Genomic DNA, 14,820 nt, shown 5'->3' with positions numbered 1-14,820 from the left:
CCGCGGTGCCGAGCGCGTAGAAGAAGGCGATGGCCATCGCGCGGGTCTCCATGGGGAAGATCTCGGAGACGGTCAGGTACGCGCTGGAGGCGCCGGTCGAGGCGAAGAACAGCACCACGCACCAGCAGGCCGTCAGGGTCGTCGCCGTCAGCGAGCCCCGGTCGAACAGCCAGGCCGTGACGAAGAGGAGCAGGCCGGACAGCACGTACGTGGACGAGATCATGATCCGGCGGCCGACGGTGTCGAAGAGTTTGCCGAGCACGAGCGGGCCCACGAAGTTGCCGGCCGCGATGGCGGCGAAGTAGTAGCCGGTGTGGCCGGTCGGCACGTCGAAGAACGTGGTGAGGATGGCGCCGAAGCCGAAGGTGATGGCGTTGTACAGGAACGCCTGCCCGATGAAGAGGGACAGACCGAGGACGGCGCGGCGCGGGTAGCGGGCGAAGACCGTCTTCGCGATCGTCCCGAAGCCGATGCTCTTGCGCTGGTGGATGGTGATCTCGCCGGCCGGCGGCGGCAGCGGCTCGCCCTTCTCCCGCTCGATCTCGCGCTCGACCGAGGAGACGAGCCGCTCGGCCTTCTCGCCGCGGCCGTGGATGAACTGCCAGCGGGGACTCTCCGGAACGTGCCGGCGGACGAGCAGGATGACGAGGCCGAGGACGACGCCGAGGGCGAAGCTGAGCCGCCAGCCGAGGTCCTTCGGGAAGATGTCGGTGTCGAGCATGACGATCGACAGCAGGGCGCCGCCGATGGCGCCGAGCCAGTAGCTGCCGTTGATGATCAGGTCGACCCGGCCGCGGTAGAGGGACGGGATCAGCTCGTCGATGGCGGAGTTGATGGCCGCGTACTCGCCGCCGATGCCGAAGCCGGTGAGGAAGCGGAAGAGGAAGAACCACCAGGACTCGAAGGACAGGGCGGTCATGGCGGTGGCGCCGAGGTAGACCACGAGGGTGACCATGAAGAGTTTCTTGCGCCCGTAGCGGTCGGTGAGCCAGCCGAAGAACAGCGCTCCCGAACAGGCTCCCGCCACGTACAGGGCGGCGGCGATGCCGGTGACCTGCGCGGAGGTGATGGCGAGGCCGCTGCCCTCCTCGGCGAGGCGGCCGGCGACGTTGCCGACGATGGTGACCTCGAGCCCGTCCAGGATCCAGACGGTGCCGAGGCCGATCACGATCATCCAGTGCCACCGCGACCAGGGCAGCCGGTCGAGGCGTGCGGGGACCGCCGTGGTGACCGTGCCCGTGCCCGCTCCTGCGGGTACGGCGGCCTGTGCCGAGTCGACTCCCATGGATCGCGCTCCCTTCGTCCCGTGGTGCGGCTCCCGGTACCCCGGGGACGTTCGGGTATGCCGGGCACGCCGCTGTCCCAGCTTCCGGGGAGCCGGCGGGGGCGACAACAGCTGCCCGCTCCCGCTCGGCCGTTCGGGGGCGCCCTCGGGGCGGCCGGGATCAGCCGCGCCGGGGCGGGAGGCAGGAGGCGGCCGGCGCCTTGCCCTCGGGCCAGGCGATCCTGACGAAGCGCTGGGTGCCGTCCGGCGCCAGGTCCACGATCGGCACGGCCTTGTTGTAGGGGTTGCCGTAGTTGTCCAGGCAGATCCAGCCGCTCGCGCCCTCGACCCGCAGGGAGCCCTTCACCTGCGGCCACTGCGTCGCCACGTCGGCGAGCTCCGGGTACCGGGCGTTCTTGGGGGTGGCCTGCCGGATCGCGTGGACGGCGGTCGCCATGGCGTCGTACGCGACGATGGCCTGCCCGTCGGCGAGCGGGACGGGCTTCGCCGAGGCGCGGGCGATGTCGGTCAGGAAGGTGCGGAAGGCGGTCGCGGAGCCGCCGGTGGCCGGGACGGGCCGGCCGGGGGCGGGCCGCCAGGCGTCGGGGTGGGCGAGGGCCGCGTAGCGGACGGTCAGCTTCGCCTTGAGCGCGGCCCGGTTGAGCTTGCTGTCGGCGCCGAGGTACGAGCCCTCGTCGCCGGTCAGGACGGTGAAGGAGCGCTCGGCGCAGCCGCGGGCGCCGAGCGCGTTGATGAACTGGCGCAGCTGGGTGTGGCGGCCGGCGAAGAAGACGGTCTCGGCGCGGGTGTCGCAGATGAGGTGGGTGATCTGGCGGAAGGTGTTGGCGGTGGTGCCCTCCTCGGTGGGGTCGGGGGGAGAGGTGAACAGCTGCGGTTCGTAGGGGGCGCCCTTCAGGGAGGCGGCGAAGGCGGCCTTGAGGGTGTCGGTGTAGTGGTCGCCGGTGCGGGTGTCCTGGACGAGGAGGGCCTTGGCGGCGTCGACCCGGCCGAAGTGGGCGAGGGCCTTGGCCTCGTCGCCGTTGGTGGGGGAGACGCGGGCGAGGCCGGGGAAGCGGTTGTGGCCGGCGCCGGGCCCGTTGGCGATGTCGTCGGCGGTGATGGTGGTGCCGACGACGGCGATGCCGGCGCCGGTGAGGGCGGCGACCGCCTCGCGCACCTCGGTGGAGGAGGTGGCGACGCCGGAGACGGCCCGCAGCCGGTCGGGGGCGCCGGTCATCGCCTTCAGCCGGTCGACGGTGGACCGCCAGTGGGCGTTGGCCCTGCCGGTGTTGGCGAGGACGAGCCGGATCTTCGGGGTCTCGCTGTTCGACTCGTGGTTGGCGCGGTACTGGTAGGCGTGGGCGCCCTGGATCTCGTGCAGGACCTTGACCCGCATGCCGTGGTCGGCGGCGGTCAGCGGCAGGAGCAGGGCGACGGTGGCGTACTCGCCGTCCTTCAGGGTGGCGTTCTCGCGGCCGATGGCGGCGGCGGTCTCGGCGAGGTCGGGCATGCCGAAGGCGTGGCCGTCGCCGTTGACCCCGACGCACTCGGTGCTGCCGTGGGGGCGTTCGACGCCGGCGGCGCAGGAACGGTCCTCCGGGGTGGTGAGGCGGGAGATGCCGTAGCCGCCCAGGCCGAGGACGAGGGCGGTGACGACGAGCGACGTGAGGAATTTCTGGCGGGGGGTCCAGAAGACGCGGCGGCGCAGCCGTTCGAGCATGGCGTCAGACTCCGTCCTCGGGGCGGCCGGGCGGCAGCGAGAGCTCCCGCCAGGCGCGGATGTCACGCGGCCAGTGGGTGGCCGCGTCCCACAGCGGGCCGCTGCCGGTGAGATGGCGGCCGGAGAGCCGGCGCAGTTCGTGCGTCAGCCGGTGGGCCACCTCCTCGTCGGGCAGCGCGAGCGGGTCGGTGAGCAGCCATACGGCGTGCAGCAGGCGCCGTACGGACAGGTGGAGCGCGGTCGTGTCGGGGTCGAGTCCGTCGGGGAGGCCGGGGTCCGGCTCCTGGCCGAGGGCGACGGCCCGGCGCGGGTCGGGCCCGGTCGCACCCCTCTCGCGCGGGTACGGGGCGGAGGCGACGAACCGGAGCCGGCCGAGCCAGCCGAGGACGTCCGGCTCGGGGAAGGTGAGCCGGAAGTGGGCGACGGCCTCAGCCGTGGAACCGAGCGCCAGGTCGTGGTGGAGCCGGCGCGGGGTGGGGTCGGGGCCGTAGTGGCGGCGCAGGGTCTCGTGGGCGGCGTGCCAGGCGGCGTAGCGCGGGTGGTCGCCGTCCTCGAAGCGGAGCCGGTGCAGGAGCAGGGCGCGCAGCAGCGGGTCGGCGACGAAGTGGGCGGCGCCGGCCGCGGCGACGGTCCAGTCCTCGGCGCGCAGCCGGTCGCGGACCCGCAGGGCCACGTCCCCGTCGAGGGCCTCGCCGGCCAGCCGGGCCTGGGCCAGGCGCCGGGCGGAGTCCTCGTCGTGGGCGGCGGCGAGCACGGCGTACGGGCCGGGCCGCGGCACCGGCAGGAGTTCGGCGAGCAGGGTCGGGGCGACCGGGACGGGAGGGCTGTCCTCGCGGAGTTCGACGGTCAGGTCGAGCAGGCCGCCGGGGGTGAGGGTGGAGCGGACGGCGGCGGGCGCCTCGCCGGCGGCGCGGGCGAGGAGGGCCACGCCCAGGGGCCGGCCGCCGGTGAGGCGGTGGACGGCGCGGGACAGGTCGGCGGGGGTGCGGCCGGCCGGGTCGTGGGCGTCGAAGGCGGCGCGGGCCTGGGTGGGGGTGAGCGGGGTCAGGTCGACGGCGAGGAGGCCGGAGCCGACGCGCCCGTCGCGGGGGCAGGGGGCCCGGTGGGCGGTCTCGGGCAGCCGGGTCCTGGTGGCGTTGCGCAGGCCCTCGTGGTCGCGGACCCGGGAGGTGGCGAGGACGACGACGCGGTCGCGGCGGCCGTCGGCGCGGGCCCGCAGGATCGGTTCGACGAGCTGCCGGCCGAGGGGTTCGTGGGCGTTGTCGAGGAGGAGCAGGGGCCGGCCGATGCGGGTGCCGCGGCGCAGTCCGGTGTAGGCGCGCAGCAGGTCCTCGGTGAGGGCGCCGACGAGGAAGGACTCGGCCTCTGCGCGGCGCCGGCCGCCCTGGGCGAAGTCGACGGCGAGCTGCTGGAGTCCGGCACGGCCGCGGCCGCCGGCGTTGCGGTAGGCGCCGTACCAGTTCTCCGACTGCCGCAGGAAGCGGCCGAAGAACTCCTCCACGACCGTCTCGACGGTGGCCTCCGCGACGAGGCCGGCGACCTGGCCGGCGAGGGGGGCGGTGGCCTCGGTGAAGGCGGCGGCCAGTTTGGCGAGGACCCGGCCGACCCAGCCGGCGGCGGCGGCCCGCCCGGGGTCCACGGTGGCGAGCAGCGGGCCGAGGCGCAGCAGGTCCCGGCGGGCCCGCTCGTCGTCCTCCCGGGACCAGCCGAGCGAGGCGACGGCGACCAGGCCGAGGGAGAGCCGGGGGAACTGCACGGGTTTCACCGCCTCGCCCTTCGGGGCCAGTTGGACCGCCAGCTCCGACAGGGCCCCGGTGAGCGGGGTCCAGCCGGGGCCGTGGTCGTCGGGCTCCTCGATGTGCGCGCAGTCGATCAGGGCGAGCGGCGTACAGCCCTTGTAGCCGTTGCGGATCTCCTTGAGCAGGGCCGTCTTGCCCATGCCGCGTCCGCCGGTGAAGACGGTGACCGGCGGGTCGTCACCGTGCTCGTACGCGACCCGGGCCCCGGCGTGCCGGGTGAGTCCGGCGAGCCGGGCGACGAGCCCGTTCCCGTGGAGCACCGCCTCGCGGCCGTACAGCTCTCTGTCCATGACCCCGCCACCCCCGTCACAGTCAACTCAAGGATATCGACGGGGTGTTGGGAAAGAGCCCGGCTTTTCGACTCTCTTTTCGGTTACGGGGGCGGGTGGGGCCCCGGGGAGGGCCGTCCGGTCACGTCCCGGCCCGCGCGCCCTCCTCGTAGGGGAAGCGGGCGAGCGGGGCCTCCTGCTGGAAGAAGGTCTTCGCGCGGATCATCGCCTGTTCGTCGGCGCGCACCCGGCCCGGCCGCGAGCCGGTGCCGGTCAGCACACCGCCGAACCGCATCCGCAGGTAGGCGGCCGAGTGGTGCAGGGTGGTCGTCAGCCCGTCCGCGACGACGTGGTCGGAGTCCGCCATGACCGTCACCCCCCACAGCGTGCCGCCCGCCATCCGCTGCTTGAAGTCGGAGCCCGGCAGGTTCAGCCAGCCCGACCAGTAGTCGAGGTAGCGCTTGGTCTGCGCGGAGACGCTGTACCAGTACAGGGGCGAGGCTATGACGATGTCGGTGGCCTCCGTCGTGGCCCGCAGCAGCAGCTCCTCGGTCTCCCCGGCCGACCGGCCTTCGGTCTCGTGCCGCCCGTCCTGGAAGTCCGGCAGGTCCAGTTCGTTGAGGTCCACCCAGCGCTGCGGCACGTCGGCGGGGAGCTGGGCCGCGGCGGCGCGGGCAAGGATCTCGGTGTTGCCGTCGGAGCGCGAGCTGCCGAGGACGAAGAGGAACGAGCGGTCCGGGGTGTGCGGGCGGTCCGTGCCGCGAGCGGCGTCGAGGGTCATGTCAGCTCCGGTTCTCGAGGGGTTCCAGGGATCCCAACTGCCCTTCCGGCGGCGCTATTCCGTGCCCCATCGGCTGCGCGCATGGGCCCCATCGGCAGGACGGCCCACTGGCCCGTGGACCGCCCGGGGCCGTCCTCCGTAGCGTCGCGGTCATGAGAAACGAGACCAGGGGAACCGTCGAACTCACCCTCGCCATGGTGCTCTCCGGCACCCTCGGCGTCTTCGTCGTCGAGTCGGGGGCGTCGCCCTTCGAGGTGGTGTTCTTCCGCTGCCTCTTCGGGGCCGCCGCGCTCGGCCTCTACAGCCTGGTCCGGGGGTTCTTCACCGGGCACGGGTTCACCGGCCGGAAGCTCGGACTCGCCGCGCTCGGCGGGGTGTTCATCGTCTTCAACTGGGTGCTGCTGTTCGAGGCGTACGAGGCCGGCTCGATCTCCCTGGCCACCGTCGTCTACCACACCCAGCCGTTCTTCCTGGTGCTCCTGGGGGCGGCGCTGTTCCGGGAGCGGATCACGGCGGCGAAGCTGGGATGGCTCGCGGTCGCCTTCGCCGGGCTCGTCCTCGTCTCCGGCGTCCGGCCCGGTGGCACCGCCTCCCTCGCCGGGCTCGGCCTGGCCCTCGGGGCGGCCGTGCTCTACGCCCTGTCGACCCTCGTGACCAAGCGGATCACGGGCGTGCGGCCCCATCTGATCGCCCTGGTGCAGGTGCTCGTCGGGCTGCCGCTGCTGCTGCCCTTCGTGGACCTGGGCGCCACGTCCGGGCTCGGCGCGGGCTGGGCGTGGCTGGCCGGGCTCGGCCTGATCCACACCGGGCTCATGTACGTGCTGATGTACGCGGCCTACGCCAAGCTGCCCACCTCGAAGATCGCCGTCCTGGCCTTCGCCTACCCGGCGGTCGCGATGCTGGTCGACTGGGCCGTGTACGGCCACCACATCGGACTCGTGCAGGCGCTGGGCGTGCCGCTGATCGTCCTGGCCGGCCTGCGGGTCACTCTCGCGCGAGCCGCCGCGCCTGCTCCACGAACAGTCGCACGTGGGCCGGAAGCCGCCTCCCCCGCCGCCACGCGAGCTGCGTGAAGAGGGTGAACGGGGCCTTCCAGGCCAGTTCCACCAGCGCCCCGGACGCCAGCTCCCCGGAGACGGCGACCCGGGGCAGCAGCGCCACCCCGAGGCCCGCCGCCACCCCCCGCTTGGTCGCCTCGATCGTGCCGAACTCCATGAACGGCGGCGCCCACTGCCGCAGCTCCGCCTCGAACAGGTCCCGGTACGGGCAGCCGGGCTCCGTGCCCACCAGCTGCGCCCCCGCCAGGTCCGCGCTCGTCAGCTCCCCGCGCCCCACCAGCGGATGCCCGGGGGCCGCCACCAGGACCAGCGGCTCCGGCGCGAGGACCTCCGACTCCAGGCCCTCGTGCTCCGTCTCCGGCTCCATCAGGAAGCCGACGTCGTACGTGCCCTGCCGCAGCGCCTGCCGGGTCTCGTCGCCGAGCGTCGGCCGCAGGGTGAGCCGCACCGCCGGGTAGCGGTGGTGGAAGTACTCAAGGAGGGGCGGCAGCCGGTACGAGGTCAGCGACTCCATCGTGCCCACCGCGATCGTCCCGGAGGGCTCGGCGGCGCTCGCCACGGCCGTCCGGGCCTCCTCCGCCAGCTCGGCCATGCGGCGCGCGTACGGCAGGAGCCGCTCGCCCGCCTCGGTGAGGCGGATGCGGCTGCCGAGCCGCTCGAACAGCTCGGTGCCGAGCGAGGTCTCCAGGGACCGGATCTGGCCGGTGACACTGGACTGGGCGTAGCCGAGCTCGGCGGCGGCCCGGGTGAAGGACAGGACGGTGGCGACCTTCTCGAAGGTGGCCAGGAGCCGCAGCTCCATCAGGCGCCGGTGTCCTCGCCGCGCTCGCGCCGCTTGAGCTCCTCCTCGCGGCGGCGCAGGTCGGCCTCCCAGTCCTCCAGGAGCGACTCGTCGCGCCGGGCCTCGTCCCGCCGCCGCTCCTCGCGGGACTTCTCCTCCCGCAGCGAGTCCAGGAACTCGGGGTTGTCGTCGGGGGCGACCCAGCCGCCCCGCGCCGGGCGCGGCCCGCGCTCCTTGCCCGTGGCGATCCATCCGACGGAGCCGACGATCGGGAAGAGGAGGATGACGATCACCCAGATCACCTTGGGCAGGTGCCTCGTCTCGTCCTCGGGGGTGTTCAGGCAGTCGATGAACGCGTAGATCAGCAGCGCCAGCGGCAGGATGAACATCAACGCCCTGAGCATGTGGAACAGCCCCCTGGAAGCGGTGGCGGAGGCGCGCTACGGCGGCCCCGGTGACAGGTCCAGGGTAGCCCGTGACCGATACTTGCCCCTATGGCTTACGACGATCTCCGCTCGCTGCTCAGGGCGCTGGAGCGCGAAGGCGACCTCAAGCGCATCAAGGCCGAAGTCGATCCGTACCTGGAGGTCGGGGAGATCGTCGACCGGGTGAACAAGGCGGGGGGTCCCGCGCTTCTCTTCGAGAACGTCAAGGGCTCCTCGATGCCGCTGGCGATGAACGTCTTCGGGACGGACCGCCGGCTGCTCAAGGCGCTCGGCCTGAAGTCGTACCAGGAGATCAGCGAGAAGATCGGCGGACTGCTCAAGCCGGAGCTGCCGCACGGCTTCGTCGGGGTCCGCGAGGCCTTCGGCAAGCTGGGGTCGATGGTCCACGTACCGCCGAAGAAGGTGAAGGACGCCCCCGTGCAGGAGGTGGTCCTCACCGGCGACGACGTCGACCTGGACGCGCTGCCGGCCCTCTTCACCTGGCCGAAGGACGGCGGCTCCTTCTTCAACCTGGGCCTCACCCACACCAAGCACCCGGAGACCGGCGTGCGGAACCTGGGGCTCTACCGGCTCCAGCGGCACGACAGGCGCACCATCGGCATGCACTGGCAGATCCACAAGGACAGCCGCAACCACTACGCGGTGGCGGCGGAGCGGGGCGAGCGGCTGCCGGTCGCGATCGCCTTCGGCTGCCCGCCGGCCGTCACGTACGCCTCCACGGCCCCGCTGCCCGGTGACATCGACGAGTACCTCTTCGCCGGCTTCGTGCAGGGCAAGCGGATCGAGATGGTCGACTGCAAGACCGTTCCGCTCCAGGTCCCGGCCCACGCCGAGGTCGTCGTCGAGGGCTGGCTGGAGCCGGGCGAGATGCTGCCCGAGGGCCCCTTCGGCGACCACACCGGCTTCTACACGCCGCAGGAGCCCTTCCCGGCCCTGAAGATCGACTGCGTGACCATGCGGAAGCGTCCGCTGCTCCAGTCGATCGTGGTCGGCCGGCCGCCGACGGAGGACGGGCCGCTGGGCCGGGCCACCGAGCGGTTCTTCCTGCCCCTGCTCAAGATCATCGTCCCGGACATCGTCGACTACCACCTGCCGGAGTCGGGCGGCTTCCACAACTGCGCGATCGTCTCGATCGACAAGAAGTACCCGAAGCACGCGCAGAAGGTCATGCACGCCATCTGGGGCGCGCACATGATGTCGCTGACCAAGCTGATCGTCGTGGTCGACAAGGACTGCGACGTCCACGACCTGCACGAGGTGTCCTGGCGGGCCCTCGGCAACACCGACTACGCCCGCGACCTGACGGTCGTGGAGGGCCCGGTCGACCATCTGGACCACGCCTCCTACCAGCAGTTCTGGGGCGGCAAGGCGGGCATCGACGCCACCCGGAAACTGCCCGAGGAGGGCTACACCCGGGACGGCGGCTGGCCGGACATGGTGGAGTCCGACCCGGCGACCGCGGCCCTGGTGGACCGCCGCTGGAAGGAGTACGGGCTGTGAGCACGGCCGCCGTACCGGAGGCGCGGCCGGGGCGCACGCGCGCCTTCCTGCGGCTCGTGATGATCGAGCACTCGGTGTTCGCGCTGCCCTTCGCCTACATCGCCGCGCTCACCGCCATGTTCCAGCTGGACCGGAACGTCCACTGGGTCCGCCTGCTGCTCGTCACCGTCTGCATGGTGGGGCTGCGGACCTTCGCGATGGCGGTCAACCGGATCATCGACCGGGAGATCGACGCCCGCAATCCGCGCACGGCGGGCCGGGAGCTGGTCACCGGCGCCGTCTCGGTGCGCTCGGCGTGGACGGGCGCCCTGATCGCCCTCGTCGTCTTCCTGGGCACCGCGGCCCTGCTCAACCCGCTCTGCCTGGCGCTCGCGCCGATCGCGGTGGTCCCGATGGTGGTCTACCCGTACGGGAAGCGGTTCACGAACTTCCCGCAGGTCATCCTGGGCCTCGCCCAGGCGATGGGGCCGATCGGCGGCTGGCTCGCGATCACCGGCACGTGGTCCTGGGACGCGGTGATCCTCGGGCTCGCGGTCGGCGTGTGGATCGGCGGCTTCGACCTGATCTACGCCTGCCAGGACGTGGAGAGCGACCGGGAGACGGGCGTCGGTTCGGTCCCGGCCCGCTTCGGCGTGCCGGCGGCGATCCGGGCGGCGCGCGGCTCGGCGCTCGTCACCACCGGACTGCTCGTCTGGTACGCGCTGGCGACGGACGCCGGCGCGTTCTTCTGGACCGGCCTGGTGATCGTCGCGGCGGCCTTCTGCTACGAGCACACGATCGTGAAGCCGCACGACCTGTCGCGTCTGAACCGGGCGTTCTTCACGGTGAACGGCTTCATCGGCATCGCCCTCTTCGTCTGCGCGCTGCTGGACCTGCTGGTGCGCGGGCTGACCCCGTAGCGCCGGCCGGCGGCGGATAGGCTCGACGGCATGAACGACGGCAAGCGCATCCCGTGGATCGTGGGGGTTTCCGGGGCGTCGGGGACGCCGTACGCCGCCGCGGTGCTGCGGGGGCTGCTGGCCGCGGGGGAGAGCGTCGACCTGGTGGTGTCGCGGGCCTCGCGGCTCACCCTGCTCGACGAGACGGGGCTGCCCTTCCGGGACGCGCACTGGCGCGAGGACCTGGCGGCCTGGCTGGCGCGGGGCGCCGACGGGAAGCCGGACACCTTCGACGTCTCCGGCGCGCTGGAGAGCGTGCGGTACTGGGCGGCGGGCGACCTGGCGGCGGGGCCGTCCTCGGGGTCGTACCCGGCCAGGGGGATGCTGATCGTGCCGGCCTCGACGGCGGCGGTGGCGGGCGTGGCGCTCGGGCTCTCGAAGGACCTGCTGCAGCGGGTGGCGAGCGTGACGCTGAAGGAGCGGCGGCCGCTGGTGGTCGCGGTGCGGGAGACCCCGTTGAACGGACAGACGCTGCGGCACATGGTGGCGCTGGACGAGGCGGGCGCCGTGGTGCTGCCCGCCTCTCCGGCGTTCTACGCGGGGGCGACGCACATCCAGGATCTGGTGGACTTCGTCGCCGGGCGGGTGCTGGACGCGGCAGGGGTGCCGCACCGGCTGTACCGCCGCTGGGAGGGAGAGCTCGGACAAGCCCTCCGGTCGGATTAGCGCTTCTTGTCGGCGCGCTTCTTCGCGGCGCGCTTCGAGGCGGCGGACGGCTGGTGGGCACGCGAGCGGTTGGCCATCTCCTGCAGCTCGCGCATGCGGGCGTAGGCCATCTCGATCGTGTACACGGTGAACACCACTCCTGAAAGATCGATGGAGATCGACTAAAAGATTCACAGGGCACCAACCCCTGTGTACCTTAGATTCTATACCCAAACTCGCGGTATCGCTGGACAATGGAAGGTTCCTCCCTATGGACGCCGTGGACAGGCAGCTCATCCAGGCCCTGCGCGAGAACGGCCGCGCCTCGTACGCCGAGCTCGGCCGGCTCGTCGGGCTCTCCGGCCCCTCCGTCACCGACCGCATCAACCGCCTGGAGGCGGCCGGCGTCATCACCGGCTACCGCGCCACCGTCGACGCCGCCTCGCTCGGCCTCGGCGTCACCGCCCTCATCGGCATCTCGCTCTCCGACGCCGCCGACCACGAGGACGTGGCCCGTCGCCTGAAGGACCTCGCCGAGATCGAGGACTGCTGGTTCATCGCCGGCGACGACTCCTTCATGCTCAAGGTCCGCGCCAACGACGTCGACGGCCTGGAGAAGACGATCCGCCGCCTCTCCGGCACCAAGGGCGTCTCCCGCACCCGCACCACCATCGTGCTCTCCACGAAGTGGGAGAACCGGGTCGGGGACCTGCCCGAGGAAGGCTGAGAGTACGGTGGGTGGAGCCTGATTCACGGAGATATGGGAGGCGGCCGGAGATGGACGCTGGGCTCAAGCGGGAGCTGGAGCAGAAGGTGCTCGCCGGTGAGCGGCTGAGCCGCGAGGACGGCATCGCGCTCTACGACTCCGACGACCTCGCCTGGCTCGGCGGTCTGGCCCACGAGGTCCGGACGCGCAAGAACGGCGACGTGGTGCACTTCAACGTCAACCGTCACCTCAACATGACGAACGTGTGCACCGCCTCCTGCGCCTACTGCTCCTTCCAGCGCAAGCCGGGCGAGAAGGACGCGTACACCATGCGCATCGAGGAGGCCGTCCGCCTCGCGAAGGCGATGGAGAGCGAGAACCTCACCGAGCTGCACATCGTCAACGGGCTCCACCCGAACCTGCCCTGGCGGTACTACCCGCGCTCGCTCTCCGAGCTGAAGAAGGCGCTGCCGAACGTCTCCCTCAAGGCCTTCACCGCCACCGAGATCCACCACTTCGAGACGATCTCCGGGCTCTCCGCCTCCGAGATCCTCGACGAGCTGATCGAGGCCGGCCTGGAGTCGCTGACCGGCGGCGGCGCCGAGATCTTCGACTGGGAGGTCCGCCAGCACATCGTGGACCACCGCACGCACTGGGAGGACTGGTCGCGGATCCACCGGCTCGCCCACGAGAAGGGGCTCAAGACCCCGGCGACGATGCTCTACGGGCACATCGAGGAGCCGCGCCACCGCGTCGACCACGTGCTGCGGCTGCGGGAGCTCCAGGACGAGACCGGCGGCTTCCAGGTCTTCATCCCCCTGCGCTACCAGCACGACTTCGTGGACATGAAGGACGGCAAGGTCCGCAACAGGCTCCAGGCGCGCACGACGATGGCGACCGGGGCCGAGGCGCTGAAGACCTTCGCGGTCTCCCGCCTCCTCTTCGACAACGTGCCGCACGTCAAGGTCTTCTGGGTGATGCACGGCGTGCAGACCGCGCAGCTCGCGCTCCAGCACGGCGCCGACGACATGGACGGCTCGGTCGTCGAGTACAAGATCACGCACGACGCCGACAACTACGGCACGCCCAACAAGCTGACCCGCGAGGACCTGCTGGAGCTCATCCGGGACGCGGGCTTCCGGCCGGTCGAGCGGAACACCCGCTACGAGATCATCCGCGAGTACCCGGGCCCGGACCCGGAGCGCCGCGAGTCGCCGCAGCCGATGCGGGTCTGACACCGGCCGCCGGAAGGCCCGGACCGCGCGTGCGGAAGGGCGGAGGGGATTCCCCTCCGCCCTTCTCTCATGCCCCGGGCCGGCCGGGGGTGGTGTGCTCCACCGGGATCCACAGCTCCGCCGAGGCCGTCGCCCCGTCCGCCGAGGGCCGCACCGAGAGGATCTCCGGGCCGGGCCGGCCGGCGTAGGGGTTGGACGGGAACCACTGGGTGAAGACGTCCCGCCACAGGTACTGGAGGGTGTGCGGCAGGGGGCCCTCGGCCTCGAACACGGCCCAGGTCCCGGGCCCCACGTCGAGGCTCTCGTACGCGTCGGGGGCGCCGGGCCCGCCGTGCGACTCGCCGGCGCCGTCCGTGCCGTGCGGCTCCGGGGCCGCGGGGCCGGTGATCACGCCGTACCAGTGGTCGACCTCGGTCCCCTCCTCGCGGCCGCCGGTGAGGTGGACGACGGCCGAGACGAGCCCGGCCGGTTCCCCGGCCGACAGGCGGGCGAGCCGGTCCAGGGCCGGGCGGCCGAGGCCCCGGATCTGGGCGGTGATCGCCGGGTTCTCGCCCTCGTGGACGATCGGGACCCGGGCCCTGCTGCCGGTGATCCGGAAGGCGTCCCTGGTGACGGTGCGGTATTTCATGCTGCTCTGCCCTTCGACGACGAGGCGGAAGGACATCCGGGGCTGGGCGCGCAGCGCGGCCCCCGTACGGCGGGCCTCCCCGGGGCCGATGCCGTGCACCGCGCGGAACGCGCGGGCGAAGGCCTCCCCGGAGCCGTAGCCGTACCGGACCGCGATCTCCAGGAGCGTCCGTTCCCCGGCGAGCACCTCGGCGCCGGCGAGGGTGAGCCGCCGGCGCCGGACGTACTCCGACAGGGGCATCCCCGCCAGCGCCGAGAACAGGCGCCGGAAGTGGTACTCCGAGGTGGCCGCGATCCGGGCGAGGTCCGCGGGGCCGAGGTCGCCGTCGAGGTGCTCCTCGATGTGGTCGAGGGCCTCGTTGAAACGCTCCAGCACGTGACCGTCCGTCCTTCCTTCCGATGCGTCCACCGTAGGAAGGGCGGACGGGGCCGGACCCGACGATCCGTGCCCGGTCCTGTCGGGCCGGGCGGGGCCCGCGGTCCCGCGGCGCTCAGCGCAGCTGCAGCAGCATGACGATGTCGTCCCGGTCGTCGCCGGGTGCCACCCGGATGGCGTCGGGGACGCGGCCGACCTCCTTGTACCCGGCCTTGGTGTAGAAGTGTTCCAGTCCCAGTCCGCCGCGGCAGGTCAGCCGGATCGCCTCGATCTCCTCGAAGCCCGGGGCGGTCCGCACCGTCCGCTCGACCGCCGCCAGCAGATCGAGGCCGTACCCCTTGCCCTGGTGCCGCGGGTGGACCATCAGCGTGTAGACCCAGATCCAGTGGGTCATCAGCTGGTGGGTGTTGAAGGTGAGGAAGGCGGTCGCGGCGACCCGGCCGTCCCCGTCGCGGCCGACGAGCAGGCGCGTACCGCCGTCGGCCATCGCCGCGAGGTGCTTGAGCAGGGACGGGCGGATCGCCTCCGGCGTCACCGGGGGGACGAAGCCGACCGCGCCGCCCGCGTTGCTGACGTCCGCCCAGAGAGCCAGGATGCCGTCGCGCAGAGCCGGGTCGACGGACGGGTCCACCTCGAAAGTAAGGGTCATAAAGCCATCCTATGTATTACCTCCAG

15 protein-coding genes are annotated in these 14,820 nt (G+C 72.4%); 6 read left to right on the top strand and 9 right to left on the bottom strand.

Annotation, left to right across the window (positions count from 1 at the left end; all coding sequences use genetic code 11):
• From RIF68_RS09090 to RIF68_RS09075, 4 genes are all read right to left on the bottom strand, one after another.
• Nucleotides 1–1,285 (bottom strand): MFS transporter (locus RIF68_RS09090; protein WP_309050629.1); only part of this gene is annotated, 1,285 nt, incomplete at its 3' end.
• Nucleotides 1,286–1,445: 160 nt separating this feature from the next.
• The gene (locus tag RIF68_RS09085) at nt 1,446–2,984 is read right to left on the bottom strand and encodes a hypothetical protein (protein ID WP_309050628.1); all 1,539 of its coding nucleotides are present in this window, start codon (nt 2,982–2,984) and stop codon (nt 1,446–1,448) included.
• 4 nt (nt 2,985–2,988) lie between these two features.
• A complete protein-coding gene (locus RIF68_RS09080; RefSeq protein WP_309050627.1) occupies nt 2,989–5,073 on the bottom strand; it encodes a hypothetical protein in 2,085 nt (694 codons plus the stop codon).
• Nucleotides 5,074–5,194: 121 nt separating this feature from the next.
• Nucleotides 5,195–5,833: an NAD(P)H-dependent oxidoreductase gene (locus RIF68_RS09075; RefSeq protein ID WP_309050626.1), complete on the bottom strand. Its 639-nt coding sequence runs from the start codon at nt 5,831–5,833 to the stop codon at nt 5,195–5,197.
• Nucleotides 5,834–5,985: 152 nt separating this feature from the next.
• Between RIF68_RS09075 and RIF68_RS09070 the strand changes: the two genes are divergently transcribed.
• Nucleotides 5,986–6,906: a DMT family transporter gene (locus RIF68_RS09070; protein WP_309050625.1), complete on the top strand. Its 921-nt coding sequence runs from the start codon at nt 5,986–5,988 to the stop codon at nt 6,904–6,906.
• On the opposite strand, the gene RIF68_RS09065 is transcribed toward RIF68_RS09070, so the two are convergent.
• Both RIF68_RS09065 and RIF68_RS09060 read right to left on the bottom strand, forming a co-directional pair.
• Nucleotides 6,818–7,693, bottom strand: coding sequence for a LysR family transcriptional regulator (locus RIF68_RS09065; protein ID WP_309050624.1), 876 nt, complete (start codon nt 7,691–7,693; stop codon nt 6,818–6,820). The genes RIF68_RS09070 and RIF68_RS09065 overlap by 89 nt on opposite strands.
• Nucleotides 7,693–8,076 (bottom strand): PLD nuclease N-terminal domain-containing protein, encoded by a 384-nt coding sequence (locus RIF68_RS09060; RefSeq protein WP_309050623.1) that lies wholly within the window; start codon nt 8,074–8,076, stop codon nt 7,693–7,695. The genes RIF68_RS09065 and RIF68_RS09060 overlap by 1 nt, the downstream gene beginning before the upstream one ends.
• Before the next feature lie 90 nt (nt 8,077–8,166).
• Between RIF68_RS09060 and RIF68_RS09055 the strand changes: the two genes are divergently transcribed.
• Genes RIF68_RS09055 through RIF68_RS09045 form a run of 3 tightly spaced genes read left to right on the top strand, consistent with a single transcriptional unit; the run spans nt 8,167 to nt 11,222 of the window.
• Nucleotides 8,167–9,618 (top strand): menaquinone biosynthesis decarboxylase, encoded by a 1,452-nt coding sequence (locus RIF68_RS09055; protein WP_309050622.1) that lies wholly within the window; start codon nt 8,167–8,169, stop codon nt 9,616–9,618.
• Nucleotides 9,615–10,517, top strand: coding sequence for a menaquinone biosynthesis prenyltransferase MqnP (gene mqnP, locus RIF68_RS09050; RefSeq protein ID WP_309050621.1), 903 nt, complete (start codon nt 9,615–9,617; stop codon nt 10,515–10,517). The genes RIF68_RS09055 and mqnP overlap by 4 nt, the downstream gene beginning before the upstream one ends.
• 30 nt (nt 10,518–10,547) lie before the next feature.
• Nucleotides 10,548–11,222 (top strand): UbiX family flavin prenyltransferase, encoded by a 675-nt coding sequence (locus tag RIF68_RS09045; protein ID WP_309050620.1) that lies wholly within the window; start codon nt 10,548–10,550, stop codon nt 11,220–11,222.
• On the opposite strand, the gene RIF68_RS09040 is transcribed toward RIF68_RS09045, so the two are convergent.
• Nucleotides 11,219–11,359, bottom strand: coding sequence for a hypothetical protein (locus RIF68_RS09040; protein ID WP_309050619.1), 141 nt, complete (start codon nt 11,357–11,359; stop codon nt 11,219–11,221). The genes RIF68_RS09045 and RIF68_RS09040 overlap by 4 nt on opposite strands.
• Nucleotides 11,360–11,472: 113 nt before the next feature.
• Here RIF68_RS09040 and RIF68_RS09035 point away from each other — a divergent pair, with 113 nt between their 5' ends.
• Both RIF68_RS09035 and mqnE read left to right on the top strand, forming a co-directional pair.
• On the top strand, nt 11,473–11,928 hold the full coding sequence (locus RIF68_RS09035; protein WP_031013392.1) for an Lrp/AsnC family transcriptional regulator: 456 nt from the start codon (nt 11,473–11,475) through the stop codon (nt 11,926–11,928).
• Nucleotides 11,929–11,978: 50 nt separating this feature from the next.
• Entirely contained in the window at nt 11,979–13,142 is a 1,164-nt protein-coding gene (gene mqnE, locus RIF68_RS09030) for an aminofutalosine synthase MqnE (RefSeq protein ID WP_309050618.1), read from the top strand.
• 67 nt (nt 13,143–13,209) lie between these two features.
• Here the strand turns inward: mqnE and RIF68_RS09025 are convergent, their stop codons facing one another.
• Both RIF68_RS09025 and RIF68_RS09020 read right to left on the bottom strand, forming a co-directional pair.
• Entirely contained in the window at nt 13,210–14,145 is a 936-nt protein-coding gene (locus RIF68_RS09025; RefSeq protein WP_309050617.1) for an AraC family transcriptional regulator, read from the bottom strand.
• A 115-nt stretch (nt 14,146–14,260) separates the two neighbouring features.
• Entirely contained in the window at nt 14,261–14,794 is a 534-nt protein-coding gene (locus RIF68_RS09020; RefSeq protein WP_309050616.1) for a GNAT family N-acetyltransferase, read from the bottom strand.
• Between the last annotated feature and the right edge of the window lie 26 nt (nt 14,795–14,820).

Source organism: Streptomyces sp. (assembly GCF_031178505.1).
Classification (GTDB): domain Bacteria; phylum Actinomycetota; class Actinomycetes; order Streptomycetales; family Streptomycetaceae; genus Streptomyces; species Streptomyces gulbargensis.
The sequence above is the reverse complement of the archived record's forward strand: the minus strand, read 5'-3'. Positions and strand labels throughout refer to the sequence as shown.

Excerpts from the sequence above, each read along its gene's own strand:
- RIF68_RS09075 (WP_309050626.1), bottom strand. The coding sequence starts at position 5,833 with ATGACCCTCGACGCCGCTCGCGGCACGGACCGCCCGCACACCCCGGAC.
- RIF68_RS09060 (WP_309050623.1), bottom strand. The coding sequence starts at position 8,076 with ATGCTCAGGGCGTTGATGTTCATCCTGCCGCTGGCGCTGCTGATCTAC.
- RIF68_RS09080 (WP_309050627.1), bottom strand. The coding sequence starts at position 5,073 with ATGGACAGAGAGCTGTACGGCCGCGAGGCGGTGCTCCACGGGAACGGG.
- RIF68_RS09070 (WP_309050625.1), top strand. The coding sequence starts at position 5,986 with ATGAGAAACGAGACCAGGGGAACCGTCGAACTCACCCTCGCCATGGTG.
- RIF68_RS09065 (WP_309050624.1), bottom strand. The coding sequence starts at position 7,693 with ATGGAGCTGCGGCTCCTGGCCACCTTCGAGAAGGTCGCCACCGTCCTG.
- RIF68_RS09045 (WP_309050620.1), top strand. The coding sequence starts at position 10,548 with ATGAACGACGGCAAGCGCATCCCGTGGATCGTGGGGGTTTCCGGGGCG.
- mqnE (WP_309050618.1), top strand. The coding sequence starts at position 11,979 with ATGGACGCTGGGCTCAAGCGGGAGCTGGAGCAGAAGGTGCTCGCCGGT.
- RIF68_RS09020 (WP_309050616.1), bottom strand. The coding sequence starts at position 14,794 with ATGACCCTTACTTTCGAGGTGGACCCGTCCGTCGACCCGGCTCTGCGC.
- RIF68_RS09035 (WP_031013392.1), top strand. The coding sequence starts at position 11,473 with ATGGACGCCGTGGACAGGCAGCTCATCCAGGCCCTGCGCGAGAACGGC.
- RIF68_RS09085 (WP_309050628.1), bottom strand. The coding sequence starts at position 2,984 with ATGCTCGAACGGCTGCGCCGCCGCGTCTTCTGGACCCCCCGCCAGAAA.
- RIF68_RS09055 (WP_309050622.1), top strand. The coding sequence starts at position 8,167 with ATGGCTTACGACGATCTCCGCTCGCTGCTCAGGGCGCTGGAGCGCGAA.